Here is a 26,025-nt window from a genome sequence, read left to right as displayed (position 1 = left end):
GGGTTCTAGCGGAAGACGACGGTGGAGTGGCCGTTGAGCAGGACGCGCTGCTGGCAGTGCCACTTCACCGCGCGGGACAGCGCCAGCGCCTCGGCGTCCCGGCCCACCGTGGCCAGGGCGACCGGGTCGTGGGTGTGGTCGATGCGGATGACCTCCTGCTCGATGATCGGGCCCTCGTCGAGGTCGGGGGTCACGTAGTGGGCCGTGGCCCCGACGAGCTTCACCCCGCGGTCGAAGGCCTGGTGGTAGGGCTTGGCACCCTTGAAACCCGGCAGGAACGAGTGGTGGATGTTGATGGCCCGCCCGTGCAGGGACCGGCACGCGTCGTCGGAGAGGACCTGCATGTAACGGGCCAGGACGACGAGGTCGGCCTCGTGCTCCCCGACGAGTTCCAGCAGCCGCGCCTCGGCCCGGGGTTTCGTCGCCGCGGTGACCGGGACGTGGTGAAAGGGCAGACCCGCGGCCTCGGCCATCGGCCGCAGGTCCTCGTGGTTGGACACGACGGCGACGATCTCGCCGCCGAGGCTGCCCGAACGCCAGCGGAAGACGAGGTCGTTGAGGCAGTGCCCCATCTTGGAGACCATCACCAGGATGCGGGTGGGTCGTTCCCCGGCGAGGGAGAACTCCATCCCGTACTCCGCCGCGACCGGTGCGAACTCGGCCTCCAGGTCACTGATGCACGTCTCGCCCGAGAACGCGGTCCGCGAGTAGAGCCTGCCGCTGGTCCGGTCGTCGAACTGCTGGTGCTCGACGATGTCGCAGCCGTGCGAGAACAGGAACGAGCTGACGGCGTGCACGATGCCCGGACGCTGGGGACAGCTCAACGTCAGGGTGCGGGGAACGTTCATCCGCGGATCTTCTCCATCCCGGGGTCGACGAGGGGTTCGGCCGCGACGCTCGCCGCGACCGGCCGTCCGAAGTACGAGATCTCCACGCCGTCCCCGACCTGCAGGGACGCGGGCAGCCAGGCGTAGGCGATCGGCCGTCCGACGGTGTGGCCAAACGCGGCGCTGGTGACGTAGCCGGCGACGGCGCCACCCACCGACACGGGTTCACCCCCTAGCACGACGGAGGAACCGTCGTCGACGGTGAGGCAGGTCAGCTTGCGCTGCACCGTGTCCGCGGACACCCCGGCGAGCGCGGGGCCTCCGGTGAAGCTGTCCAGCGGGGACCGGACGGCGAAACCCACCCCGGCCTCGTAGGGGTTGTGCTCGGTGGTCATGTCGGTCCCCCACGACCGGTAGCCCTTCTCGAGCCGGAGGCTGTTGAAGGCGGCCCGCCCGGCGGCGACGATCCCGGACTCCTGACCGGCGCTCCACAGCGCGTCCCACAACCGGGCGCCGTGCTCGGCGCTGGTGTAGATCTCCCAGCCCAGCTCCCCCACGTAGGACAGCCGCATCGCGGTGACCGGAACCCCGCCGACGGTCGCCTCCTTCGCCCGGAAGTACTTCAGCGCGTCGTTGGAGAAGTCGTCGGCGGAGACCCGCTCGATGACGTCGCGGGCCAGCGGCCCCCACAACCCGATGCAGCAGGTGCCCCCGGTGGTGTCCCGCACCGAGACGCCCCTGGGTGCCTCGCGTTCGAGGTGGGCGACGTCGGCCCCGGAGTTGATGCCGATCTGGAACTCCTCCGCACCGAGCCGGGCGACCGTCACGTCGCTGCGCACGCCGCCGGCGGGGTCGAGGAACAACGTGTAGGTGACGGACCCGATCGACTTGTCCATCTTCGACGTCGTCAGCCCTTCGAGGAACTCCACCGCGCCGGGGCCGGAGACGACGACCCGCTTGAGCGGGGTCATGTCGTACATCGCGACGGCGGTGCGGGTCTTCCACGCCTCCACGGCCGCGATGGGTGAGTGGAACTGCGCGGCCCAGGGTTCCCGGACGGGCGGAACCCACTCCGCGGGCAGTTCGTCGACCAGGCCGGCGTTCGCCTCGTACCAGTGCGGACGCTCCCACCCGCCCGCCTCGAGGAAGGACGCGCCCAGGGCCTGCTCTCTCGCGTGGAAGGGCGAGACCCGCAGGTCGCGCGGGGACTGCCGGGGCTGCAACGGGTGCAGGATGTCGTAGACCTCGACGAAGTTCTGCTGCGCGGTCTCGCTGACGTAGCCGGGGTCGAGCTGGACGTCCTCGAAGCGGTGGACGTCGAGGGCGTGCAGGTCGACCGAACTCCGGCCGTCGACGAGGAGTTCGGCCACGGCCCGTGCGACCCCGGCGGAGTGCGTGACCCAGACCGCTTCGGCGACGAAGAACCCCGCGACCTCGCGCGACTCCCCGACCAGCGACCCGCCGTCGGGGGTGAAGGAGAAGATGCCGTTGAACCCCTCCTCGACCTTGGTCCGGGCCAGCGCGGGGAGCAGCGTCAGCGTGTCCTCCCAGGAGGGTGCGAAGTCCTCCTCGGTGAACGGCTGCATCGACGGCATGGACGTGGCGGTGACCTCGCCGTCCTCCTCGAGGTCCGTGAGCGAGACGGGCATCGGCCGGTGCGCGTAGGAGCCGATGCCGACGCGGTCGCCGTGCTCGCGGTAGTAGAGGTCCCTGTCCTGGTGGCGCAGGATGGGCAACCCGGCCTCCTGCAGCTCGGAGTTGCGCCCGACGAGTTCCTCGACCTGGCCGGTCCTGGCGTACTGGTGGGCCAGCGGCAGCAGCGGGACGCGCATCCCGACCATCGCGCCGATCGCCGGTCCCCAGAACCCGGCGGCGGACACGACGACGTCGGCGGGGACGAGGCCGTCGGTGGTGGTGACGCCGGTGACCCGGCCACCGGACTGCTCGACGCCGAGGACGCGGACTCCCCCGCGGAACTCCACCCCGGCCGCCGACGCCCGCCGGATCAGCGCCGTCACCGCCCGCGGAGCCTTGGCCAGACCGTCGGTCGGGACGTACAACCCGCCGAGGACCTGTTCCCGGTCGAGCAGCGGGTGCTTCGCGACGCACTCGGCGGGCGAGAGGACCTCCGCCCCCACCCCGCTGCCCTGCAACCACCCGAGCCGGCGCTCGATCTCGGCGAGGCGTTCCGGCGTCGTGGCGACCTCGAGACCGCCGACGGGGTTGAAGCACCAGGCGCCGTCGACGTCGAGGCCGGAGAACTTGTCCCGGGTGTAGCGGGCGAGTTCGGTCATGGTGCGCGAGGCGTTCGCCTGGAACACCAGGCCCGGCGCGTGCGAGGTGGAACCCCCGGTCAGCGGGAGCGGTCCCTGGTCGAGGACCGTGACGTCGGTCCAGCCGCGCAGGGCGAGTTCGTCGGCGAGGTTGGCGCCGACGATGCCGGCGCCGATGATCACCACTCGGGGGTCGGTCACGGTCAGCTCCTGAACTCGAGGGTGGCGTCGACCAGCCAGTCGGCGAGGTACCCCGCGAACGACGACCGGACGAGGAGGGTGAACGCGTCGCCGGTGCTGCCCAGCGAGAGCAGGACCACGCCGGCCTGACCCAGCGTCGTCTGGGCGCAGGCGTTCGGGGCGAAGCTGCGGGGGTGGACGTCGATCGAGCAGCCCTTGGCCAGCACCGCCCGGGCGTGCGGACCGGCGAGCCGCAGACCGACCCGCTGGGCGGAGACGTCGACGGCCGTCCCCCCGAACGGGGTCACCGCGGTGCGCAGGGTCGTCTCCAGGTCGAGGCCGCTGCGGGCGGACACCGCGGGTTCCGTGACGAGCCACTCGTCGGGGCCGAGCCACACGGCGCGCCCCCTCTCGGTGACGGCCCAGGTGTTGTTCCGCACCGGGAGGTCCGCGCCGAGGATCCCGGCGGCGACGGCGGCCCCGGGCCCCGGCGGGACCCGCAGCGACACCCCCGCCTGGAACTCCTCGACGGTGACGAGACCGCCGGTGAGTTCCGTCAGGTCGGCGCGGGCGGACAGGGCGTGGCTGCGCGGGAGGGTCTCAACCGTCACGACGGGCTCCTTCGGGGTCGACGAGGACGGCGGAGGTGACCTCGACGGTCACCAGCGAACCGTTCACCGGCACGCTGAGGCGGTCACCGGTCCGCGCGTGCCCGCCCTTGACCAGGGCCAGCGCGAACGGCCGGCCGAGGAACGCGCTGCGGTAGCTGGACGTCACGTGCCCGAGCATCGGGACCGGCGGTGCGGGCAGTTCCCCGAGCACACCACCGGGGACGAGCTCGACGATCTGGGAACCCTCCGGCAGCACCGTCTCGGCGTCCACGGGCAGCAGACCCACCAATTGCTTGCGCAGTGGGTCCAGGTTCTCCGCCCGGCTGAAGGACCGCTTGCCGAGGAAGTCGGCCTTCTTCTTCGACACGGCCCACCCGAGGCCGAGGTCGTGCGGGGTCACCGTGCCGTCGGTGTCCTGACCGATGATGGGGTAACCCTTCTCGGCCCGCAGGACGTGCATCGTCTCGGTGCCGTAGGGGGTGATGCCGAACTCCCGGCCGGCCGCGACGAGACGTTCCCAGACCGGGGCCGCGTACCAGCCGGGGACGTTGACCTCCCAGGCCAGTTCCCCCGAGAAGCTGATGCGCGACAGCCGGACCGGGACACCCTCGAACTCGACGTCGATCCAGGTCATGAACCCGAAGGCCTCGGCGGAGGCGTCGACCCCGAACACGGCGGCGATCACGTCGCGCGAGCGTGGTCCGACGACGGGGAAGGTCGAGAACTGTTCCGTCACCGAGGTGAGGTGCACCCGCAGGTGCGGCCACTCGGTCTGCAGCCACTCCTCCATCCAGTCCAGGACCTTCGCGGCCCCGCCCGTGGTCGTGTAGACGAGGAACCGGTCGTCGGCCAGTCGCAGGACCGTGCCGTCGTCGAGGACCATGCCGTCGGGGCCGCACATGACGCCGTAGCGGGCGCGGCCGACCTTCAGCGAGCTCACGAGGTTGGTGTAGAGCAGGTCGAGGAACTCGCCCGCGTCGGCACCCGAGACGTCGATCTTGCCGAGCGTGGAACCGTCGAGGATGCCCACCGAGGTCCGGACGGCGGCGCACTCGCGCAGGACGGCCGTCTCCACGTCCTCCCCCGGGCGGGGGTAGTAGCGCGGTCGTCGCCACTGCCCGACGTCCTCGAACACCGCACCGGCGGCGACGTGCCACGCGTGGACGGCGCCGGTGCGTTCGGGGTCGAACAACCGGCCGCGTTCCCGCCCGGCCAGGGTCGCGAAGCCGACCGGCGTGTAGGGCGGCCGGAACGTCGTGGTGCCGACGGCGTCCGGACCGGCCCCCAGCAGTTCGGAGAGGATGCCGGAGGTGAGGATCCCCGAGGTCTTCCCCTGGTCGTGCGCGGTACCGATCGTGGTGTAGCGCTTCACGTGCTCGGGCGAGCGCATCCCGGCCCCGACGGCCCGCTGGACGTCGGCGACGGTGGCGTCGCGCTGCACGTCGACGAACTGCCGCTCGGGCGGGCCCTCGACCCGCCAGAGCAGCGCCGGGTCGGCCGGGAGGGGTTCGGGGGCGACCTCGGGCAAGGCCGGGGGGGACGCCAGGTCGAGACCGAGGTTCGTCAGCACGGTCACCGCGGCGTCCCGACCCCGGGCGAGGGTTCCGGCGAGGTCGAGGGTGCCGTTGGCGGCCCCGGCGACGGTCATGCCGCGGACCTCGTCGGCGGGCAGGAAGGCGCCCAGCACGGGATCGAAGTGCAACCGCCCGCGGGCCTGGCTGAAGAGGTGGACCGCGGGGTTCCAGCCGCCGCTGACCAGCAGCAGGTCGCAGGCGAGTTCCCGCTCGCCGGCCGCACCCGAGACCGACGCCCCGGTGACGCGCTGCACCCCGGTGGTCCCGTGCACGACGGAGTCCGCGAGGACCTCGATCCCGAGCGCCGCGGCGGTGCGGAGCAGGTGCTCGGACACCGTCGCCCGCACGTCGACGACGGTCGCGGGAACCCCCGCGGCGGCGAGGTCGAACGCGGCGGCGTAGGCGCTGTCGTTGGTGGTGAACACGACGGCCCGGCTCCCGGCGAGGACTCCGTAGCGGTGCAGGTAGGTCCGGGCGGACCCGGCGAGCATCGTGCCCGGTCGGTCGTTGTCGGCGAACACGACGGGACGTTCGTGCGCGCCGGTGGCGACGACGACGTGCTCGGCCCGGATGCGCCAGACCCGTTGCCGCGACAGGTTCCGGGGGGCGGACGCGCCGAGGTGGTCGGTGCGGCGCTCGACGGCGAGGACGAAACCGTCGTCGTAGACGCCGAAGGCCGTCGTCCGCTGCAGGTGGGTGACGTCGGCGGACCCCGCGAGTTCGGCGACGACCGCCGCGACCCACTCCGTCGCCGGGGCACCGTCGAGGACGTCGGTGCCGCCGAGCAACGCGCCACCCGCCTCGGACTGCTCGTCGACGATCGCGACGCGGGCGCCGGTGCGGGCCGCGGTGAGCGCGGCGACGAGCCCGGCCGGCCCCGCCCCGACGACGAGGACGTCGACGTGCAGGTGCGAGCGGTCGTAGTGGGCGGAGTCGGGAACCTCGGCGAGCTTGCCCTGACCGGGGATGCCCCGGGCCACGAGGCCGTCGAAGAGTTCCAGGGTGCTGGCCAGCAGCATCGGCTCGGGGAAGGGTTCCTCGACCTGGACGAGGCTGCCCGGGTCCTCGGCCCAGGCCGCCCCGATCCCCCGGGGGCGGCCGAGGCGGATGCTCGTGCCGGTCTGGTGGATGCCGTGCGCGAGCAGCGCCGAGGCCAGGGTGTCGCCGGGGTGCCCCGTGAGGGTCTGGCCGGCGAAGGTGAACTCGAGCGTCCGGTCGCGGTCGACGCGGCCCCCGGTCGGGGTGCGGAAGGGTTGGGTGGTGGTGTTCACGAGGCCCTCTCCCCGACGCGGTAGACCGTCGTGAACTGGTAGGTGGTGGTGTCCCGGACGGCGTTGAACCAGCGCCGGCACCCCGCGCTGTGCGACCACCGTTCCGCGAACGACCCCTTCGTGTTGTCGCGGAAGAACAGGTACTCCGCCCACGCCTCGTCGCTCGTCTCGGCGGGGACCTCGGGGTAGGCGACGTGCGCCTGGCCCCCGTAGTGGAACTCCACCTCTTCGCGCGGCCCGCACCACGGGCACTCGATGAGTTGCACGACGACCTCCCTCAGTGCGCCACGGCGGCAGCGCCGTGCTCGTCGACCAGGCGACCCGACACGAAGCGGTCCAGCGAGAACGCCGCGTTCAACGGGTGCGGCTCGTCGTGCGCGACCGTGTGCGCGAACACCGACCCCACCCCCGGCGTCGCCTTGAAACCACCCGTCCCCCAGCCGCAGTTCAGGTAGACGTTCTCGAACGGGGTCTTGCCCACGATGGGCGACGCGTCGGGGGTCACGTCCACGATCCCGCCCCACGTCCGCAACAGGTGGGCGCGGGCGAAGACCGGGAACAGCTCCACGGCCGCCGCCATCTGGCGCTCGATGATGTGGAACGCGCCCCGCTGCCCGTAGCCGTTGTAGGAGTCCACCCCGGCCCCCATCACCAGTTCGCCCTTGTGGGCCTGGGAGACGTACACGTGCACGGCGTTGGACATGACGATCGTCGGGTGGACCGGCTCCAGCAGTTCCGACACCAGTGCCTGCAACGGGTGCGACTGGATCGGCACCCGGAAACCCAGCAGGTCCGTCAGCACCGACGTGTTCCCCGCCGCGGTCAGCGCGACCTTGCCGCACGCGATGTCGCCGCGCGTGGTGCGCACGCCCGTGACCCGGTCGCCGTCGGTGCGGAAACCCGTCACCTCGCAGTTCTGGATGATGTCGATCCCGGCCTCGTCCGCCCGCCGCGCCAGGCCCCACGCCACGTAGTCGTGCTTCGCGATCCCCGCCCGCGGCTGGTAGGTCGCCCCGAGCACCGGGTAGCGGATGTCCTGGGAGGTGTTCACGATCGGGCAGACCTTGCGGACCTCGTCCGCGTCCAGCCACTCCGCGTCCACGCCCTGGAGCTTGTTCGCCTCGACCCGGCGCACCGAGTCCCGGACGTCCTGCAGCGTGTGCGCCAGGTTCAGCACCCCGCGCTGGCTGAAGAGGATGGGGTAGTCGAGGTCCTCCTCGAGGCCCTCCCACAGCTTGAGGGAGTGCTCGTAGATCCCCGCCGACTCGTCCCACAGGTAGTTCGAGCGGATCAACGTGGTGTTGCGGGCCATGTTCCCGCCCGCCAGCCAGCCCTTCTCGAGCACCGCGACGTTCGTGATGCCGTGGTTCTTGGCCAGGTAGTGCGCCGTCGCCAGCCCGTGCCCACCACCGCCGACGATCACCACGTCGTAGGACGCCTTCGGCTCGGGGTTGCGCCACAGGAAGTCCGGGTGCTCCGGCAGGTCCGCCCCCGGGGTGCGCGGGGGGTGGGGAACGGCGTCACCCGGGTCGCGCGAGAAGGCGTCCACTGTGGTCATCGGCTCGTCTCCGTCGGGGTCTCGACGACTGGTATATCAGTCGTCGACGAGCCTAGGGGCGGGCCGCGATCGACGTCAAGGGACGAGTGCGGCCCTCACGGACGCCCGCCCAGGGCCTGCGACGCCCTGGCGGCGGCCTCCACGACGGCGGGGACGACCTCGAGCAGCCGTTCCGTCGTGAGGCGGTAGGCCGGACCGGAGACGCTGATGGCCGCGACGACCGTCCCGTCGGGGCCGTGCACCGGCGCGGCCACGGCGTGGAGCCCGACCTCGAGCTCCTCCAGCGTCGTCGCGTACCCGTCGACGGCGATCTTGTCGAGGACCTCCTCGAGGTCACGACGACGGACGAGGGTGGCGTCGGTGAAGCGGCGCAACCGGCCGGACACCCCGGCCGCGCGGACCGGCGGGCAGAACGCCATCAGCACCTTCCCGCTCGACGTCGCGTGCAACGGCGTGCGTTCCCCCACCCAGTTGTGGGTCACCACGGAGGACGCGCCCCGGACCTGGTCGACGTTGATGGCCGCGTCACCGTCGGCGACGGCGACGTTCACGGTCTCCCCGGTGGCGGCGGCCAGCTCCTCGCACGCCGGACGGGCCCGGCGCGTGACGTCCAGCTGGTCGGCGACGGCGCCGGCGAGGCGGACGACGGCCATCCCCAGCCGGTACTTGCCGCGGTCCCCGACCTGTTCGACCAGCCCGCGGCCCTCCAGCGCGGTCACCAGCCGGAACGCCGTCGACTTGTGGACGTCGAGGCGCTGGGAGATCTCGGTGACCCCGGACTCCCCGAGCTCGGCGAGGACCTCGAGGATCGTGACGGCCCGGTCGACGGACTGCACCGGCGAGGTGCGCGGTGCGTCGCCGCCGGGGGTGTCCTTCACGTGGTCCTCACGCCGACATGGTCTCAAACGGGTCGCCGGGCCACCGCCCGAGCGGACCGCGCTGCCGGCGGACTGACGTACCAGTCCGCGGACAGCCGCCTAGGATGCTGCCGTGAGTGCGGAGACCTCGCTGGAGCCGGCCCCGACGCTGGCCGACCAGGCCTACGAGCGGCTGCGCGACCGCCTGCTCGTGCTCGACATCAGACCCGGTGAGCCGCTCCACGACGACGCCCTCGCCAAGGAGTTCGGCGTCGGGCGGACGCCGGTGCGCGAGGCGTTCAAACGCCTCGAGGCCGACCGCCTCGTCGTCGCCTACCCCCGCCGGGGCACGTTCGCGACCACCGTGGACATGACGGACCTGGGCCAGATCTCCGAGATCCGCCGCGCCCTGGAACCCCTCGCCGCCGCCGGCGCGGCCCGGCGGGCGGGTGCGGCCGCGCGCTCGGAGATGCGCGAACTCGCCCGCACCGTCGCCGGCCTGCACGCCGAGGTCGACGGTGGGACGCTGACCCAGCGCGAACTCATGCGTCACGACGTCGAGGTCCACCGCAGCATCTACCGGCACTGCGGGAACGCCTACCTCGCGGACGTCCTCGTCCGCCACGACAACCTCGCGACGCGGATCTGGTGCCTCGTCCTGGACCGGCTCCCGACCTTCGCCGGACACGTCGGTGAGCACGTGGCCCTGCTGGAGGCGATCGTCGCGGGCGATGCCGACGAGGCGGCGCGACTGGCCCACGAGCACGTCACGGGCTTCGAGGAGACCGTGCGCGGCGTCCTCTGAACGCCGCGCACCACCCGCTCCGACCACAAAACGCACCGGAGACACGATCGAGTGGGCACATTGCTCGCCGAGCACGGCCTCGGATGCGCCAGGATGTCACCCGTGCGCCGTCTCGACACCATCGATGCCCGGATCCTCCTCGCCCTGGACGAGGATCCCCGCGCGACCGTGCTGGGCCTCTCGCGCCAGCTGGGTCTGGCCCGGGGGACGGTCCAGGCGCACCTCGAACGCCTCGAGGCCGACGGCGTCCTGCACCGGTTCTCCCGGCGGCTCGCCCCCGCCGCGCTGGGGTTCTCGGTCTCCGCGTTCGTCATGATCGAGATCCACCAGGGGCAGCAGGACGACACCCTGCGCCGGCTCAAGGACACCCCCGAGGTGCTCGAGGTGCACGGCATCACCGGTGACGGGGACCTCATGTGCCGGGTCGTGGCCCGCGACGCCGACGACCTCTACCGGGTGGGACAGGGGCTGCTGTCCATCCCCGGGGTCGTCCGGACCCGGACCTCGCTGGCCATGCGCGAACTCGTGCCCTACCGGATCGACCCGCTGCTGAGCGACCTCGCCGACTGATCGGCGGCACCACCCGGCCGTTCCCGGGCCCCCCGACCCCCTCGCGGCGAGGTCGGGGCCCCCCGGTGCGGCAGAATCAGGCGCGTGCTGCGCTGGCTGACCTCAGGTGAATCCCACGGACCCGCGCTCGCGGGGATCCTCGAAGGCCTCCCCGCGGGGGTGGAGGTCGACAGCGCCCAGATCCGCGCGGCGCTCGCCCGTCGCCGCCTCGGCCACGGCCGCGGCGCCCGGATGGGCTTCGAGCAGGACGAGCTCGAGGTCATCGGCGGCATCCGCCACGGGGTCACGCAGGGCGGTCCGATCGCGCTGCGCATCGGCAACACCGAGTGGCCGCGCTGGTCGGAGGTCATGGCCGCGGACCCGGTCGACGCCGAGGGCCGCCGCTACGACGAGCCGGGCCGACTGCCGGCCCGGGGCCGTTCCGCCCCCCTGACCCGGCCGCGCCCGGGCCACGCCGACCTCACCGGCATGCAGAAGTACGGCTTCGACGACGCCCGGCCGGTGCTGGAACGCGCCTCGGCCCGCGAGACCGCGACCCGCGTCGCCCTCGGCGAGGTCGCCCGCGCCTTCCTGGCCCAGACCGTCGGGGCCGAGGTCGTCTCGCACGTGGTGTCGCTGGGCACGGTGGCCGCCCCCGCCGGCGTCGTCCCCGCCCGCGGGCAGCGGGACGTCATCGACGCGGACCCGGTCCGCTGCGTGGACCCCGCGACCAGCGCGGCGATGGTCGCCGAGATCGACCTGGCCCACACCGAGGGCGACACCCTCGGCGGGGTCGTCGAGGTCGTCGTGCACGACCTGCCGCCGGGCCTCGGGTCCTACGTGCATTGGGACCGCAAGCTCGACGCGCGTCTCGCCGCGGTGCTCATGGGCATCCAGGCCATCAAGGGCGTCGAGGTCGGCGACGGTTTCGAGACCGCCCGCCGCCGCGGTTCCGCCGCGCACGACGAGATCGAGCGCACCGACGGCGGGGACGGGGCGGAGGGCATGACCGTCCGCCGCCGCACCGACCGGGCCGGCGGCATCGAGGGCGGCATGACCAACGGCGAGGTCCTGCGGGTCCGCGCCGCGATGAAACCCATCTCGACCGTCCCGCGCGCCCTGGACACCGTCGACACCTCCTCCGGCGGTGCAGCGCAGGCGATCGCGCAGCGTTCCGACGTCTGCGCCGTCCCCGCGGCGGGTGTCGTCGCTGAGGCCATGGTGGCGCTCGTGCTCGCCGACGCGGTGCTGGAGAAGTTCGGCGGCGACAACGTCGAGCAGGTGCGCGCGAACGTCGCGTCCTACCTCGACGGCCTGAAGATCCACGTCGCCAACCCCTGATCGACCGACTCCTGGGAAGGTTTCCACCCCACCTCACGTCGTGAAGGGTGGAAACCCTCCCAGGAGTGGCCGCGGACGGGTGGGCCGGGGTCTCACTGCAACGCGGCGGTGAGGCGCATGACGTTGTCGAGGTAGCGCTGGCGGAGGGGTCGCTGCGACCACTCCGCCGGCGTGAGTTCCCGGGACCGTTCGCGGTACTCCGAGACCTTCGCGGTGAGCTCCCCGACGAACGCGGGTTCCAGGCCGAGCAGCGACACCTCGTAGTCGAGGCTGAAGGAGCGCATGTCCATGTTGCTGGACCCGATGACGGCCCGTTCGCCGTCCACGACCAGCACCTTGCTGTGCAGGACGGCGGGGAACGGCAGCATGTGGATCCGGACCCCGGCGTCGAGCAGCGTCGTGTAGTACGACCGCTGCGCGTGGTGGACCATGAACTGGTCCGCCTTCTCGGACACGAAGAGCTCGACGTCGACGCCCCGGTAGGCCGCGGTCGTGATGGCCTGTTCCAGACCGTCGTCGGGGATGAAGTAGGGACTGACGACGGAGACCGAACGGGTCGCGGCGTGGATCAGCGCGGAGAACATCCGCAGGTTCGGTTCCGTCGGGAACCCCGGACCCGAGGGGACGACCTGGAACGCGCCCGTGGAGCCGCCGGACGGTTCCGGCCCCACAGCGTCCGCCTGCGTCAGCGTCTCCCCCGTCTCGGCGAGCCAGTCGGTCGCGAACACCGACTCCAGCGACTGGACGACGAACCCCGTGAGTTCCACGTTCAGGTCGACCCAGCGTCGCCCGGCGCGGACGTTCTTGCGGACGAGGTAGCCCGGGTCGATGAGGTTCTGGGAACCGACGAAACCCGTCCGGCCGTCGACCACGACGAGCTTGCGGTGGTTGCGCAGGTCCGGGCGACGCCACCGGCCGCGCAACGGGTCGATCGGCATCATGCGGTGCCACTCGACGCCGTCGGCGGTGAGCCGCTCGTTCATGCGGGTGTGACCGGGGTACTTGCGCGACCCGAGGTGGTCGTAGAGGAAGCGCACCGTCACCCCGCGCGCGACGGCGTCGCGCAGCGCGTCGAAGAAGGGTTCCGTCGTGGCGTCGAGGGCCGCGATGTAGAACTCGACGTGCACGCTGCGCTCGGCGGTCGCGACGGCCGCCGCGAGCGCACCGACGAACTCCCCGTCCGGCAGCAGCCGCCGGTGGTCGCCGGAGACGCAGGGCAGCGAGGTGAGCCGGCGGTTCAGCCCGAGCAGCGAGGCGAGGTGCGCGTCGGCCACCAGACCCGGCGGCAGCGAGGGGAGGTCCTCGACGCGTTCGGCGATGACCTGGTTCACCTGCTGCTGCAGACGGTGGCGACGGCCGGTGACGTAGGGGCTGCCCAGCAGCAGGAAGAGCGGCAACCCGACGATCGGCAGGAAGAGGATGAGCAGCAGCCAGGCCGAGGAGGAACCGGGTTTCCGGTTCTCGGGAACGGTTCCGACCGCGACCACCTTCACGACGTAGTCGAGGACCACGAGGGCCTCGCTGAGGATCGCGATCAGGCTCACCGGCAGCTCACCATCCGAGGTGCCCTGCGCGGCAGCAGGAACCGTCGACCGATGTCCATGAGCATCCTGCGCAGGGCGTCGTCCGGGATGTCCCGGCACGTCTCGTCGCCCAGCGGGCCGACCATCCCGGTCAGGAAGAACACCGTCGCCACCCGCTGCGCGTCGTCGGCGTCCGGCCCCGCGAGCAGTTCGCGCAGTTCCTCACCGATCTCGCGCATGCGCGGGTGGTGCTCCTGCAGGTGGGCGAACACCGGGTCGACCGCCGCGACGACGTAGATCCGGCGGACCTCGACGATGAGGTCCACGAGACCCGTGAGGGTGGTCTCGACCTGCGCCCGACGACCCCGCCGGGCCCGCGCCCGCTCGACGATCTCGAGGACGCGGTCGAGGAAGGGCGCGACCACCCCGACGACGAGTTCGTCCTTGGTCTTGTAGTGGTGGTACACCGCGGCCTTGGTGACGCCCATCTCGTCGGCGATCATCTGCAACGACGTGCCGCTGATGCCGTGCTCCGCGAACAACCGCAGCGCCGCCTCGTGCAGGCGGGTGCGACCGGGCCCCGGCGGACGTCCGTCGCCGACCGTCGCCGTCATCGATCTCCCGCCCGTCACCGTGGACGTCCGGTGCCGTCCGGACGTCACTGTACCTGCGGCTACGACTTTCGACGGATGATCGACCCGTCGACAACTAGCCGATCGACTAGGTGACGTCCCTTGGCCCGCCTCGCGCGGGCGGGGTACCGTCGAGCATCTCCACGCAGTAGAGCTACGTCGCCACCGGCGCCGACGGACCTCGTGTCGTCCCTCACGAAGGAGCCTCTCCCCGATGGCAACCCTGCTGTACCGACTGGGCCGCTTCAGCGCCCGCCGCCACTGGCAGGTGCTCGCCGTCTGGGCCGTCCTGCTGGCCGTCCTGGCCGGGCTCGCCTACGGCGTCGACAAGACGGCCGCGACCGACACCAGCTTCTCCATCCCGGGGACGCAGGCCAGCGAAGGTCTGGACCTCATCGGGCAGAAGTTCTCCTCCGGCGCCAACAACGCCACCGCGACGGTCGTCTTCCAGGCTCCCGCGGGGCAGACCCTCACCGGTGCCGACGCGACCTCCGTCGAGGACCTGCTGACGCGGTTGCGCGGCCTCGACGGAGTCGTCTCGGTGAGCGACCCGCTCGCGGCCGAGACCCCGATGCTCTCCGCCGACCGGACGATCGCGTCCTCGACGGTGACCTTCGACGGGGTGGTCGGGGACATCACCAAGGAGCAGGCCGACGCGCTCGTCGCGGCGACGGACCACGACGCCGGTGACGTCCGCGTCGAGATGACGTCGCAGGTCGTGACGACCGAGGCCGGGCACGCCAGCGAGGCCATCGGCGTCGCCGTCGCGTTCCTCGTCCTCATCCTCACCTACGGCGCCCTGGCCGCCGCGGGGGCCAACCTCCTCACGGCGGGCCTCGGCGTCGGCGCCGGCATCCTCGGCATCACGGCGCTGGGCAACGTCGTCTCGCTCTCGGCCACCACCCCGGCCCTGGCCGGCATGCTCGGGCTCGCGGTCGGCATCGACTACGCCCTGTTCGTCTTCGCCCGCACCCGCACCGAACTGCGTCGCGGCGAGACCCTCGACCGGGCCATCGCGAAAGCGACCGGGACGGCCGGGACGGCCGTCGTGTTCGCCGGGACCACGGTCATCATCGCCCTGGCCGGTCTGGCCGTCGTCGACATCCCGTTCCTCACCCAGATGGGTCTGGCCGCCGCGGCCACGGTCTTCGTCGCCGTCATCGTGGCCCTGACCGCCGTCCCGGCGTTCCTCAAGGTCCTCGGCCTGAAGGTGCTGCCCAAGAAGGAACGCCACCGCGACCCGGCCGGCCTGCGGGCCGCCGCCGAGAGCGACGACCACGCCGAGGCCGACCTCGCCGGTCCGGGGCTGCTGGGCCGCTGGGCCCGCGGCGTCACCAACCACCCCGTCGTCTCGCTGCTCGTGGCCGTCGTCCTCGTCGGCGCCATCGCCATCCCCGTCGCCTCGATGCGGACGGCGCTGCCCTCGGCCGAGAACGACGACCCGGCGAGCTCCTCCCGCCAGGCCTACGACCTGCTCGTCCAGGGCTTCGGGCCGGGCTCGCAGTCCAGCCTCCTCGTCCTGGTCAACGGCACGGACCCGACCGCCGTCGCCGGCGCGGCCACCGAGGTCACGAACGAGGTCAAGGGCCTCGCCGACGTGGCGGCCGTCGTGCCGGGCATCCCCTCCGCCGACGGCACCGCGCAGCTCATCACCGTCGTGCCCGGCAGCGGGCCGACGGACACCCGCACCAGCGACCTGGTCCGCAACATCCGTTCCGCCACCGGCGGCACCAGCGGGGCCGAGGTCCTCGTCACCGGTCAGACCGCGCTGGACATCGACGTCACCGACTCGCTCAACGACGCGCTGCCGAAGTACATCGCGCTGATCGTGGTCCTGGCGCTCCTCCTGCTGATCATGCTGTTCCGCTCGCTGGCGGTGCCGCTGCTGGCCACCGTCGGGTTCCTGCTCTCGCTCGGCGCCTCGCTGGGGGCGGTCGTCGCGATCTACCAGTGGGGCTGGCTCTCCGACGTCTTCCAGGTCGCCCAGCCGGCACCGCTGCTGAGCTTCATGCCGGTGCTGGTCGTCGGGATCCTGTTCGGGCTCGCGATGGACTACCAGATGTTCATGGTGTCGGCGATCCACGAGCAGCACGCCCACGGCCGCAGGCCCAAGGACGCCGTCCTCGCCGGGTTCCGCCGGTCGGCGCCCGTCGTCGTCGCGGCCGCGTTCATCATGTCCGGCGTCTTCGTCGGGTTCGCCACCAGCGGTGACCAGATCATCGGGTCGATCGGCATGGCCCTCACCGTGGGCGTCCTCGCCGACGCGCTCGTCGTCCGCATGGTCATCATGCCCGCGGCGCTGACCCTGCTCGGCAACGCCGCCTGGTGGATGCCGCGGTGGATGCAGAGGCTCGTCCCGAACGTGGACGCCGAAGGTCGCAGCCTCGACGCGCTGCTCAGCACCGAGGCCGCCGCCTCGAGCGGACCGGCCCCCGCGCAGGCGGTTCCGGTCCCCAGCCAGCGCGAGGAACGTCGCCGCCCGGTCGACCCGGAACTCGCGAGGACCCCGCACGGGATGCCGGCCGAGCAGCGGGTCGCGCGGATCCTGCAGGACCTCCCGCTCGGGATCGTCGGGCTGGTCACCGGGTCGGCGGGGGCCCCGTTGGCCGGCGCCGTGCTCACCGTCACCGACCCCGCGGGTCAGCAGGTCGTGCGGAGCACGTCCGACGAGGTCGGGTTCTACGAGCTGCCGCTGGACGCGGGCGGCACGTTCGTCCTCATCGTCGCCGCGGCGGACGCGAAGCCCGCCGCGCACCTCGTCCCGGTCTCCGACCGCACGGTGCGCCACGACGTCCGGCTCGTCGGCAACGCCGCCGTGCACGGCCTCGTGACGGGAGCCGACGGGAGGGACCCGGTGTGCGACGGCGTCCTCACCCTGCTCGACGTCCAGGGCCGGGTGGTGGCCTCCACCCGCACCGACGAGGCGGGTCGCTACCGGTTGAGCGACCTGGTGGCCGGCACGTTCGTCCTGAGCGTGCTGAGCGAGTCGTTCCGTCCGGTGGCCCGCACGATCGACCTCGGGCACGGCCAGGAGCTCGAGGAGGACGTGCGCCTCAGCCACGGTGGCCGCTTGATCGGCCAGGTCTCCGCCGCCAGCGACGGACGCGGGGTGCCCGAGGCCGCGGTGACGCTGGTGGACGGTGGCGGCTCCGTCGTCGAGCGCACCACCACCGACCCCGAGGGCTCGTTCGACTTCGACGACCTCTCCGCCGGCCACTACACGCTGACCGCGGCGGGCTACGCCCCCGTCGCGACCACCGTCGAGGTCGACGAGGGCACCCACCGCGACGTCGAGGTCAAGCTCGGCGAAGGAGCCACCCCCTCCGATTCGTGATCTTGCGGGGATTCCCAGCAAGATCACGGACGGAGGGGTGAAACCCAGGGTTGACACAGTCGTCAACCCTGGGTTTCATGGTGTCGGTGACGGACACCGAGGAGTGGCGCGAGGCCCTGCCGCACCGCGCCGGCGACTTCTCCCTGAGCGCCGTCTCGGCCCGCCTCGCCACCCGCACGACCCCGGCCGTCGTGCGCGACGTGGTGGACGACCTCGGACGCGGCCTCCTCGCCCAGCTGCGGGGAGAGCCCGCCGGCCGCGACTGGCTCGGCGAGTGCGGGGGCCCGTTGGGGGCCGCACTGGTGCTGGCCGAGGTCGACGCCGCCGCGTCGGCGCTGCGCTCGCACGTGGCCGGTGCGCGCGCCTCGCTCCTCGCCGACCTGGTCGAGGACCACAGCTTGGTGGAACTCGCCGAGCTCATCGGCGTCTCCCGGCAGGCCCTGCACAAGACCCTCAGGAACCGTGGACTGTGAGGACGACGATGTCCCAGGAACTCATCGACACGCTCCCGACGCACCCGTTGCGGCGCCGCGGGGCGGCGCGGCGGCTCTACGCGGGTGGCCTCGGGGTGCAACTCCTCGGCTGGGTGGCCCTCTTGGTGCTCGCCCTGGGGGTGGGCAAGGGGTCCTCGGCCGTCGGCTTCGTCGCCCCGTTCAGCTTCGTCGGACCCGACGCGCTCGGCGCCCTGCTCCGGCGACGCGCCTGGTGGCACGTTCCGCTGCGCAACGCCGGCAGCATCCCGGACCGGATCGAGCTGGCCTACTGGACGCTCCTGGCCCTGGGGGTGGCTGTCGTCTCGACCGTCCTGGCTCTCCGCCAGGACCCGGACGCCAGCATGCTGTGGGTCCTCTTCGCCTTCACGATCGTCTTCGGAGCCCTGGCCCGCGACCGGCAGCCCGACCCGGAACCCGCCGGCGTGTGGTGGTTCCGGGCCGCTCCGATGTACACGGCCGCGGCCGCGATCCTGATCGTCGGCACGGTCTCCGGCGTGATCGCGCTGAACGCGGCGATCGTCGCGGGCGTCGTTGCGGCCTGCCTGCTCGTCGTCACCCGCCTCGTCGCCGCCCGCCGCCACCCCTCCGACGCGTGACCCCGCGGGGATTCCCCACGAGATCACGGGTCGGGGGTGGGGGTCAGGCCTGCTGGCGCAGGGTCCGTGCGAGCTCGCGGCGACCGGCCTGCTCGGCGGGGTCGGGCACCGGCAACGAGGCGATCAGGCGCTTCGTGTAGTCGTGGCGCGGGTCGCGCAGCACCTGTTCGCTGGTGCCGTGCTCGACGAGGCGGCCGTGGAACAGCACCCCGATCCGGTCGGCGAGCATGTCCACCACGGCGAGGTCGTGGGAGATGAACAGGGCCGCGAAACCGAACCGCTGCTGCAACTGCGTGAACAGCTCCAGCACGGTGGCCTGCACCGAGACGTCGAGGGCCGAGGTGGGTTCGTCGGCGATGAGGAGCTCGGGGTCGAGGGCGATCCCCCGGGCCAGCGAGCACCGCTGGCGCTGACCGCCCGACAACTCGTGCGGGTAGCGGTCCGCGTACGACGTGGGCAGCTCGACGGCCTCGAGCAGCTCGCGGACGCGCGCGGCCCGTGCGGTCGCGCCGACCTCGGGCCGGTGCACCACCAGGGGTTCCGCGACGCACTCCCCGATCGTCAGCCGCGGGTTGAACGACGCGGCGGGGTCCTGGAACACGAACCCGATCTGCTTGCGCAGCGGCCGGAACGTGCGCTCCTTGAACCCGACCATCTCGTGACCGAAGACGGTGAGCGACCCACCGGCGGCCGGGGTCAGACCGGCGAGGGTCCGCCCGATCGTCGTCTTCCCGGAACCGGACTCCCCGACCAGACCCAGTACCTCACCCCGCGCGATCGAGAAGTCGACCCCGCGCACGGCGTGGAAGTCCGGCTTGCCGATCCCCCCGGGGAACACGACCTGCAGTCCCCGGGACACGACGACCGGGTCCGCGACGGACACCTCGCGCAGCGGTTCCCCGGAGGAGGCCCCGGTGGAGATCCCGTCGACCTCCGTGACCGAGAGCCGCGGCACCGCGGCGAGCAGGCGCCGCGTGTAGTCGGCCTGCGGCGCGGCGAACAGGGTCGCCACGTCGGCGACCTCGACGACCTCGCCGCGGTACATCACGGCGACCCGGTCGGCCAGGTCGGCGACGACGCCCATGTTGTGCGTGATGAGGACGATCGCCGTGCCCGTCCGGTCCCGCAGGTCCCGCAGCAGGTCGAGGATCTCGGCCTGCACGGTCACGTCGAGGGCCGTCGTGGGTTCGTCCGCGACGATGAGTTCCGCGCCCAGGGCCAGGGCCATCGCGATGACGATGCGCTGCTTCTGCCCGCCGGAGAACTGGTGGGGGTAGTAGTCGTAGCGCGAGGCCGCGTCGGGGATGCCGACCTGCTCCATCGCCGCGACGGCCCGCGCCTTCAACTCCTTGCGGGAGGTCCGCGGGTTGTGCGCCCGCAACCCCTCCACGATCTGGAAGCCCACGGTGTAGACGGGGTTCAACGCCGTCGACGGCTCCTGGAAGACCATCGACACGTCGGCGCCGCGCATCGCCCGCAGCCGCGCCGACGACGCGGTGAGGACGTCGGTCCCGGCGAGGACCACCGCCCCCGAACGGGTCGCGGTCTCGGGCAGCAACCCGAGGATGCTACGGGCGGTCACGCTCTTCCCGGACCCGGACTCACCGACGATCGCCAGGACCTCGCCGGCCACGACCCGCAGCGACAGGTCGCGGACCGCCGGGACGTCACCGGAGTCCGTCGCGAAGGTGACGTCGAGGTGGGAGATGTCGAGGATCGCGCCCTCGGAACGGGCGGGGACGGCGGCGCGCGCGGGGACGTGCCCGGCGGCGGACGCCGCCTTCAGCGCACGCTTGCGGCGGCGGAGCCGGGGGTCGGACAGGTCGTTCATGGACTCACCGACGAGGGTGATGCCGAGCACCGTCAGCACGATCGCGAGACCCGGGAACAGCGCCGTCCACCAGATGCCGCTCGTCACGTCGGAGACGGCCTTGTTCAGGTCGAAACCCCACTCCGACGCCGAGGTCGGCTCGATGCCGAAACCCAGGAACCCCAGGGCCGCGAGCGTCAGGATCGCCTCGGAGGCGTTGAGGGTGGAGATGAGCGGGATGTTGCGGGTGGCGTTGCGGAACACGTGCCGCACGATGATGCGCAGGGTCGACTCCCCCAGCACCTGGGCGGCCTCCACGAACGGTTCGGCCTTGATCCGGGCCGCCTCCGAACGCACCACGCGGAAGTACTGCGGCACGAACACCACGGTGATGGAGATGGCGGCGGCGAGGACCCCGCCCACGACCTTCGACTGACCGCCCGAGATGACGATGGTCATGACGATGGCCAGCAGCAGCGACGGGAAGGCGTAGACGGCGTCGGCGACGACGACGAGCACCCGGTCGAACCAGCCGCCCAGGTACCCGGAGACCAGACCGAGGGCCACCCCGACGAAGAGGCTCATCGCCACGGCGACCACGATCACGAACAGCGCGGTCCGCGTACCCCACAGGACCCGGGAGAAGACGTCGAAGCCACCGACGGTCGTGCCCCAGAGGTGCGCCGAACTCGGCGGTTGCTGGGCGCCGAACCCGCCGTCGGCGTCGCTCAGCTGCGAGTACCCGTAGGGCGCGATGAGCGGGACGAACACGGCGACCAGGACGACCACGCCGACGATGACCAGCCCGGTGAGGAGCATGCCGCGCTGCAGCCCGACCGAGGACCGGAGTTCCCGCAGGACGGGCAGGCGCCACAGCGGTGACGACCGCCGGCCCGACGTCGGGAGGTCGGAGGTGGGATCGGGGGCCACGGTGTCCTGCTGCGGATCCGTCATGTCAGTACCTCACTCGAGGGTCGATCAGGGCGGCGATGACGTCCACCACGAAGTTCGTCACGGCGACGATCACGGCGAGCAGGACGACGATGCCCTGCACGGCGACGAAGTCGCGGGCGGTGAGGTACTGCGCGAGCTGGTTCCCCAGCCCACCCCACTCGAACGTCGTCTCGGTGAGGACGGCTCCGCCGAGGAGCATGGCGATCTGCAACCCCATGGCGGTGATGATCGGGATCAGGGCCGGTCGCAGCGCGTGCCGGGTCACGAGGCGGAACTCGCTGACCCCGCGGGAGCGCCCGGACTCCACGTACTGGGCGTCGAGGGTGCCGATGAGGTTCGTCCGGGTCAGGCGCAGGAACGTGCTGCCGGTGATGACGCCGAGGCAGACGGCCGGCAGGACCGCGTGGGAGAGGACGTCGCCCAGCGCGCCGAGGTCACCGATGCGCAGGGCGTCCAGGGTGTAGATCCCGGTGGGGTTCACGACCCCGCCCATGACGAGCTGCACGTTCGAACTCGCCCGGCCGGCGACCGGCAGGACCGGCCAGAACGACCCGAACACCAGTTTCAGGAGGAGACCGGCGAAGAACACCGGGGTCGCGTAGCCCAGGACCGCGAGGATTCGCAGGGTCGCGTCGGGCCAGCGGTCCCGCACCCGGGCCGCCACCATCCCGAGCGGGATGCCCAGCACGACGGCGACGATCACGGCGTAGAACGCGAGTTCGAGCGTCGCGGCGCCGTACTCGAGCAGCACGTCGGTGACCGCACGGCCGTCGGAGATGGAGGTCCCGAAGTCACCGTGCAGCAGGTTCCCCATGTACTCGACGTACTGGACGAGGATCGGCCGGTCGTAGCCGGCCTGGTGGACGCGTTCGGCCAGCTGCGCCGACGTGAGGCGCCCACCGAGGGCCGCGGTGATGGGGTCGCCGGTGATCCGCATCAGGAAGAACACGAGCGTGGTGAGGATCCACACGGTCGGGATGATCAGCAGGAACCGGACCACCAGGTAACGCAGGAGGCCGGAACCACCGCCTCGTCGCGGCGCCGCGACCGGGTCGGGTGCGCCGTCGGTGGTACCAGGGACAGCGGTCGTCGATGACATGGGTTGCTCCGGGGGTGGGCAGCGCCTGCAGGGTCGTGGCGCCGGGGCGACGGGGACCGCACGCACGACGAGGCGCCCACCGCGCGGGCGAGCGCCTCGTCGTGCGGCCGGAGGCCTACTTGCTCAGCGACGACAACCGGAACCGGAAGGAGGCGTCGAGCGTGTCGTCGACCCCCTTCACGTCGGTGCCGGAGATCGCGACCTGCGAACCCTGCAGCAGCGGCAGCGTCGGCAGCTGCGCGGCGACGTCGTCCTGGATCTTCCCGATCAGCGCCTTGCGCTGGTCGGCGTCGGTCATCCCGACCTGCTCCGCGATCTCGGCGTTGATCGCCTGGTCGCGGAAGTGGTTGGCGAGGAAGCTCGCCGACTCGTCGGTGTCGTAGAAGAACGGCGTGAGGTAGTTGTCCCCGTCGGAGTAGTCGGGGAACCAGCCCAGCTGGTACATCGGGTACACGTCGGAGGAACGGTCCTTGGAGTACTGGACCCACTCCGTCGACTGCAGGTCGACCGTGAACAGCCCGGTGTCCTCGAGCTGCTGCTTCACCTGCGCGTACTCGTCACCCGAGGACGCACCGTAGTGGTCGGGGTTGTACTGCAGCTTGATGTCGATCGGAGTGGTCACCCCGGCCGCGGCGAGGACCTGCTTGGCCTTGTCCACGTCCGGCCCACCGGAACCGTCGCCGTAGGCGCTCTTGAGGGACTCGTTGGCCCCGGCGAGACCCTCGGGGAGGTAGGAGTAGAGCGGGGTGTAGGTGCCCTTGTAGACCTGGTTCGCGATCGCCTCGCGGTCGACGGAGTCGGCCATCGCCTGGCGGACGGCGAGCGCCTTGGCCGGGTCGGGGCTGTCGGACTTGGCCCCGAACGGCATGGTGTCGAAGTTGAAGACGACGTAGCGGATCTCCCCGCCGGGGCCCTTGTGGACCTTGACCTTGTCGTTCTTCTCCAGGTCGGCGATGTCGGTGGCGGACAGCGAGCGCCACGCCACGTCGATCTTGCCGTTGGAGATGTCGAGCTTCATGTTGTTCGCGTCGGTGTAGTACGTCATGTTCACGGTGCTCGACGCGGGTTTGCCCAGCAGCCCCTGGTAGCCGTCGAACGCCTTGTACGAGACCAGCTTGTTGAACTGGTAGCTCGCGATCGTGTACGGGCCGGCGAACGCCTTCGCGGCCACGATGTCGGCGTCCGCGGTGAGCGAGTTCGGGGAGAACACCTGCTCGTCCACGATGGGCCCGGCGGCGCTCGCGAGGATCTGCGGGAACGTCTGGTCGGCCCGGTTCAGGGTGAAGACGACGGTGGTGGCGTCGGGCGTCGCGACGGAGTCGAGGGATCCCAGCAGGGAGGCCGGTCCGTTGGGGTCGGCGATCGCCTTCTGGCGGTCGAAGCTGAACTTCACGTCCGAGGAGGTGAGTTCGTGACCGTTGGCGAACTTCAGACCCGACTTGAGCTTCACGGTGTAGGTCGTGGGGTCGGTGAACTCGGCGGACTCGGCGATGCTGGGTTCCACCTCGGAGCTGCCCGGCTTCTGCTCCACGAGGTAGGGGTAGACCTGGTTCTCGACGAACGTCGAGCCCGTGTCGTACGACCCGGCCGGGTCGATCTTGGTGACCTTGTCGGTCGTGCCGACCGTGAGGGCGTCACTCCCGCCGGCGGCGTTGTCGTCGTTCTGGGCCGTGGAGGTCGAGCAGGCGCTCAACGCCAGCAGACCCAGTGCGGCGATGGAGGCGGACAAACGTCGTTTCATGGTCCCGCTTCGTTCGTGGTGGGAGACGGACTGGACTCACCCCGTTGTAGTCCTCACGTGCATCCTGTCCGAGGCTGGACGATTTGACCACATCTCCGACGATGCACCAAACAATCCGCCCAGCCCGTAGCGCAATGGAAACACGAGCTTGACCTGCGCGAAACGTGGCGCGCCGACCGCGCCCGCACCCCGCCACGTCGCGGGGTGCGTCCGGTCGCTGCGGAGGTCAGGCGGATCGCAGCATGGGGACGTGCGGGATGGCGTCCTCGACGAACTCGGGGCCGCTGGCGGCGAAACCGAACCGGGCGTACCAGTGCTCGAGGTGGGCCTGGGCGTCCAGGACGACGTCCACCCCGGGGAGGAGTTCCAGCGCCCGGCGCATCAACGCCCCCGCGACCCCGGCCCCGCGGGCGCCGGCGGCCGTGGCGACGCGCCCGATCCGGCCGCGCCCGTCGGTGTCGCGCAGGACCCGCAGCGTGGCGAGCACGGAGCCGTCCGGCGCCTGCGCCCACACGTGCCGGCACGAGGGTTCGAGGTCGCGACCGTCGAGTTCGGCGTAGGCGCAGCGCTGCTCGACGACGAAGACCTCGACCCGCAGCCGGAGCAGGGCGTAGAGGACCGCGGGCGGGAGGTCGGCGAGCGCCGCCTCCCGCACCACGAACCGGACGGGACCCGTGTCCTCGCTCACGACCCGAGCAGGTCGTGCCGCACGACGGTCTGCTCGCGGTCCGGACCGACGCCGACGGCGGAGATCCGGGAACCGGAGAACTCCTCGAGGGCCTCGACGTAGGCCTGGGCGTTCTTCGGCAGGTCGGCCATCGTGCGGGCGCCAGTGATGTCCTCGGTCCAGCCGTCGAAGAACTCGTAGACCGGCGTCGCGTGGTGGAAGTCGGTCTGCGACATCGGGATCTCGTCGTGCCGGACGCCGTCGACGTCGTAGGCGACGCAGACCGGGATGCGTTCCCAGCCGGTGAGGGTGTCGAGCTTCGTCAGCACGAAGTCGGTCACCCCGTTGATCCGGGCCGCGTAGCGCGAGATGACCGCGTCGTACCAGCCGGTGCGGCGCGGGCGACCGGTCGTGGTGCCGAACTCGCCGCCGTCCTGGCGCAGCTTCTCGCCGTCCGCGTCGAGCAGTTCCGTGGGGAACGGCCCCTCGCCGACACGCGTCGTGTACGCCTTGACGACGGCGACGATGCGGTCGATCCGGTTCGGCGGGATCCCCGCCCCGGTGCAGGCACCGGCCGCGGTGGCGCTGGAGGACGTGACGAACGGGTAGGTGCCGTGGTCGATGTCGAGCATCGTGGCCTGGCCGCCCTCGAAGAGGACGATCTCGTCGCGGTCGAGGGCGCGGGAGAGTTCGAGGCTGACGTCGGTCACCATCGGCGCGATGCGCTCGCGGTAGGACAGCAGCTCGTCCACGGTCTGGTCGACCGACACCGCCCGACGGTTGTAGACCTTCAGCAGCAGGTGGTTCTTCTGGTCGAGGGCGCCCTCGACCTTCTGCCGCAGGATCGACTCGTCGAAGAGGTCCTGGACCCGGATGCCGATGCGGTTGATCTTGTCCGCGTAGGACGGTCCGACCCCGCGACCGGTGGTCCCGATCTTGCGGCTGCCCAGGAACCGCTCGGTCACCTGGTCGAGCACGCGGTGGTACGGCGCGATCACGTGGGCCGAGGCGGAGAGCAGGAGCTTCGAGCAGTCGACCCCGCGCGCCGTCAGCGCGTCGATCTCCTCGAAGAGCACCGAGAGGTCCACGACGACACCGTTGCCGATGACGGGGGTGACCCCGGGGGTGAGGATCCCGCTGGGCAGGAGGTGCAGGGCGTACTTCTCGTCGCCGACCACGACCGTGTGGCCGGCGTTGTTGCCGCCGTTGAACTTCACGACGTAGTCGACCCGTGCGCCGAGGGCGTCGGTGGCCTTGCCCTTGCCCTCGTCCCCCCACTGGGCGCCGACGAGCACGATCGCGGGCATGAGATCCCCTGTCTTCCTGTGA

20 protein-coding genes and 1 pseudogene are annotated in these 26,025 nt (G+C 71.7%); 6 read left to right on the top strand and 15 right to left on the bottom strand.

Annotated features, from left to right (window positions below; genetic code table 11):
- Nucleotides 1-5 precede the first annotated feature (5 nt).
- The 7 genes from purU to AC0I8G_RS14830 form a co-directional block, all read right to left on the bottom strand.
- A complete protein-coding gene (gene purU / locus AC0I8G_RS14860) occupies nt 6-848 on the bottom strand; it encodes a formyltetrahydrofolate deformylase (RefSeq protein ID WP_471730598.1) in 843 nt (280 codons plus the stop codon).
- A complete protein-coding gene (locus tag AC0I8G_RS14855; protein WP_471730597.1) occupies nt 845-3,301 on the bottom strand; it encodes a GcvT family protein in 2,457 nt (818 codons plus the stop codon). Before AC0I8G_RS14855 ends, purU begins: the two co-directional genes overlap by 4 nt.
- Nucleotides 3,302-3,303: 2 nt before the next feature.
- Complete coding sequence (locus AC0I8G_RS14850; RefSeq protein WP_471730596.1) at nt 3,304-3,891, bottom strand: sarcosine oxidase subunit gamma; 588 nt, start codon at nt 3,889-3,891, stop codon at nt 3,304-3,306.
- Nucleotides 3,881-6,736 carry a glycine cleavage T C-terminal barrel domain-containing protein gene (locus AC0I8G_RS14845; protein WP_471730595.1) on the bottom strand — a complete coding sequence of 952 codons (2,856 nt, stop codon included), beginning with the start codon at nt 6,734-6,736 and terminating at the stop codon, nt 3,881-3,883. Before AC0I8G_RS14845 ends, AC0I8G_RS14850 begins: the two co-directional genes overlap by 11 nt.
- Complete coding sequence (locus AC0I8G_RS14840) at nt 6,733-7,002, bottom strand: sarcosine oxidase subunit delta (RefSeq protein ID WP_328293167.1); 270 nt, start codon at nt 7,000-7,002, stop codon at nt 6,733-6,735. Before AC0I8G_RS14840 ends, AC0I8G_RS14845 begins: the two co-directional genes overlap by 4 nt.
- A gap of 11 nt (nt 7,003-7,013) precedes the next feature.
- On the bottom strand, nt 7,014-8,294 hold the full coding sequence (locus tag AC0I8G_RS14835; RefSeq protein ID WP_471730594.1) for a sarcosine oxidase subunit beta family protein: 1,281 nt from the start codon (nt 8,292-8,294) through the stop codon (nt 7,014-7,016).
- 95 nt (nt 8,295-8,389) lie between these two features.
- Nucleotides 8,390-9,130 carry an IclR family transcriptional regulator gene (locus AC0I8G_RS14830; RefSeq protein WP_471730695.1) on the bottom strand — a complete coding sequence of 247 codons (741 nt, stop codon included), beginning with the start codon at nt 9,128-9,130 and terminating at the stop codon, nt 8,390-8,392.
- Nucleotides 9,131-9,284: 154 nt separating this feature from the next.
- Here AC0I8G_RS14830 and AC0I8G_RS14825 point away from each other — a divergent pair, with 154 nt between their 5' ends.
- The 3 genes from AC0I8G_RS14825 to aroC all read left to right on the top strand — a co-directional run bounded on the left by AC0I8G_RS14825 (nt 9,285) and on the right by aroC (nt 11,846).
- On the top strand, nt 9,285-9,956 hold the full coding sequence (locus AC0I8G_RS14825) for a GntR family transcriptional regulator (RefSeq protein WP_471730593.1): 672 nt from the start codon (nt 9,285-9,287) through the stop codon (nt 9,954-9,956).
- Nucleotides 9,957-10,049: 93 nt separating this feature from the next.
- Nucleotides 10,050-10,526 carry an Lrp/AsnC family transcriptional regulator gene (locus AC0I8G_RS14820; RefSeq protein WP_328293171.1) on the top strand — a complete coding sequence of 159 codons (477 nt, stop codon included), beginning with the start codon at nt 10,050-10,052 and terminating at the stop codon, nt 10,524-10,526.
- Between the two features lie 84 nt (nt 10,527-10,610).
- Entirely contained in the window at nt 10,611-11,846 is a 1,236-nt protein-coding gene (gene aroC / locus AC0I8G_RS14815) for a chorismate synthase (protein ID WP_471730592.1), read from the top strand.
- Between the two features lie 92 nt (nt 11,847-11,938).
- Here the strand turns inward: aroC and cls are convergent, their stop codons facing one another.
- Together cls and AC0I8G_RS14805 are read right to left on the bottom strand one after the other, a co-directional pair.
- Nucleotides 11,939-13,390 carry a cardiolipin synthase gene (gene cls, locus AC0I8G_RS14810; protein ID WP_471730591.1) on the bottom strand — a complete coding sequence of 484 codons (1,452 nt, stop codon included), beginning with the start codon at nt 13,388-13,390 and terminating at the stop codon, nt 11,939-11,941.
- The gene (locus tag AC0I8G_RS14805) at nt 13,387-13,983 is read right to left on the bottom strand and encodes a TetR/AcrR family transcriptional regulator (protein ID WP_471730590.1); all 597 of its coding nucleotides are present in this window, start codon (nt 13,981-13,983) and stop codon (nt 13,387-13,389) included. Before AC0I8G_RS14805 ends, cls begins: the two co-directional genes overlap by 4 nt.
- Nucleotides 13,984-14,215: 232 nt before the next feature.
- On the opposite strand from AC0I8G_RS14805, the gene AC0I8G_RS14800 reads away from it, so the two are divergent.
- The 3 genes from AC0I8G_RS14800 (at nt 14,216) to AC0I8G_RS14790 (ending at nt 18,425) form a co-directional block, all read left to right on the top strand.
- Nucleotides 14,216-17,335, top strand: coding sequence for an MMPL family transporter (locus tag AC0I8G_RS14800; protein ID WP_471730589.1), 3,120 nt, complete (start codon nt 14,216-14,218; stop codon nt 17,333-17,335).
- An 86-nt stretch (nt 17,336-17,421) separates the two neighbouring features.
- On the top strand, nt 17,422-17,808 hold the full coding sequence (locus AC0I8G_RS14795; RefSeq protein WP_471730588.1) for a hypothetical protein: 387 nt from the start codon (nt 17,422-17,424) through the stop codon (nt 17,806-17,808).
- Between the two features lie 8 nt (nt 17,809-17,816).
- Complete coding sequence (locus AC0I8G_RS14790) at nt 17,817-18,425, top strand: hypothetical protein (protein WP_471730587.1); 609 nt, start codon at nt 17,817-17,819, stop codon at nt 18,423-18,425.
- Nucleotides 18,426-18,468: 43 nt separating this feature from the next.
- Here AC0I8G_RS14790 and AC0I8G_RS14785 read toward each other — a convergent pair whose 3' ends face one another.
- The 6 genes and pseudogenes from AC0I8G_RS14785 to AC0I8G_RS14760 form a co-directional block, all read right to left on the bottom strand.
- Nucleotides 18,469-20,142 carry a dipeptide ABC transporter ATP-binding protein gene (locus tag AC0I8G_RS14785; RefSeq protein WP_471730694.1) on the bottom strand — a complete coding sequence of 558 codons (1,674 nt, stop codon included), beginning with the start codon at nt 20,140-20,142 and terminating at the stop codon, nt 18,469-18,471.
- Between the two features lie 93 nt (nt 20,143-20,235).
- Nucleotides 20,236-21,054, bottom strand: a pseudogene (locus tag AC0I8G_RS14780) (ABC transporter permease); the annotation flags it as partial.
- A 136-nt stretch (nt 21,055-21,190) separates the two neighbouring features.
- Complete coding sequence (locus AC0I8G_RS14775) at nt 21,191-22,288, bottom strand: ABC transporter permease (RefSeq protein ID WP_328293179.1); 1,098 nt, start codon at nt 22,286-22,288, stop codon at nt 21,191-21,193.
- 115 nt (nt 22,289-22,403) lie between these two features.
- Entirely contained in the window at nt 22,404-24,029 is a 1,626-nt protein-coding gene (locus tag AC0I8G_RS14770; protein WP_471730586.1) for an ABC transporter substrate-binding protein, read from the bottom strand.
- A 226-nt stretch (nt 24,030-24,255) separates the two neighbouring features.
- A complete protein-coding gene (locus AC0I8G_RS14765) occupies nt 24,256-24,717 on the bottom strand; it encodes a GNAT family N-acetyltransferase (protein ID WP_471730585.1) in 462 nt (153 codons plus the stop codon).
- Nucleotides 24,714-26,003 carry an adenylosuccinate synthase gene (locus tag AC0I8G_RS14760; RefSeq protein WP_328293182.1) on the bottom strand — a complete coding sequence of 430 codons (1,290 nt, stop codon included), beginning with the start codon at nt 26,001-26,003 and terminating at the stop codon, nt 24,714-24,716. Before AC0I8G_RS14760 ends, AC0I8G_RS14765 begins: the two co-directional genes overlap by 4 nt.
- Nucleotides 26,004-26,025 lie beyond the last annotated feature (22 nt).

The sequence above is a fragment of the Kineococcus sp. AC630 genome, from assembly GCF_979255925.1.
This window is presented reverse-complemented; position numbering and strand designations above follow the sequence as displayed.

Bases quoted from the DNA above. Each gene is read 5' to 3' on its own strand.
- purU (WP_471730598.1), bottom strand. From the start codon at position 848: ATGAACGTTCCCCGCACCCTGACGTTGAGCTGTCCCCAGCGTCCGGGC.
- AC0I8G_RS14835 (WP_471730594.1), bottom strand. From the start codon at position 8,294: ATGACCACAGTGGACGCCTTCTCGCGCGACCCGGGTGACGCCGTTCCC.
- AC0I8G_RS14820 (WP_328293171.1), top strand. From the start codon at position 10,050: ATGTCACCCGTGCGCCGTCTCGACACCATCGATGCCCGGATCCTCCTC.
- AC0I8G_RS14805 (WP_471730590.1), bottom strand. From the start codon at position 13,983: ATGACGGCGACGGTCGGCGACGGACGTCCGCCGGGGCCCGGTCGCACC.
- AC0I8G_RS14800 (WP_471730589.1), top strand. From the start codon at position 14,216: ATGGCAACCCTGCTGTACCGACTGGGCCGCTTCAGCGCCCGCCGCCAC.
- AC0I8G_RS14790 (WP_471730587.1), top strand. From the start codon at position 17,817: ATGTCCCAGGAACTCATCGACACGCTCCCGACGCACCCGTTGCGGCGC.
- AC0I8G_RS14775 (WP_328293179.1), bottom strand. From the start codon at position 22,288: ATGTCATCGACGACCGCTGTCCCTGGTACCACCGACGGCGCACCCGAC.
- AC0I8G_RS14770 (WP_471730586.1), bottom strand. From the start codon at position 24,029: ATGAAACGACGTTTGTCCGCCTCCATCGCCGCACTGGGTCTGCTGGCG.
- AC0I8G_RS14760 (WP_328293182.1), bottom strand. From the start codon at position 26,003: ATGCCCGCGATCGTGCTCGTCGGCGCCCAGTGGGGGGACGAGGGCAAG.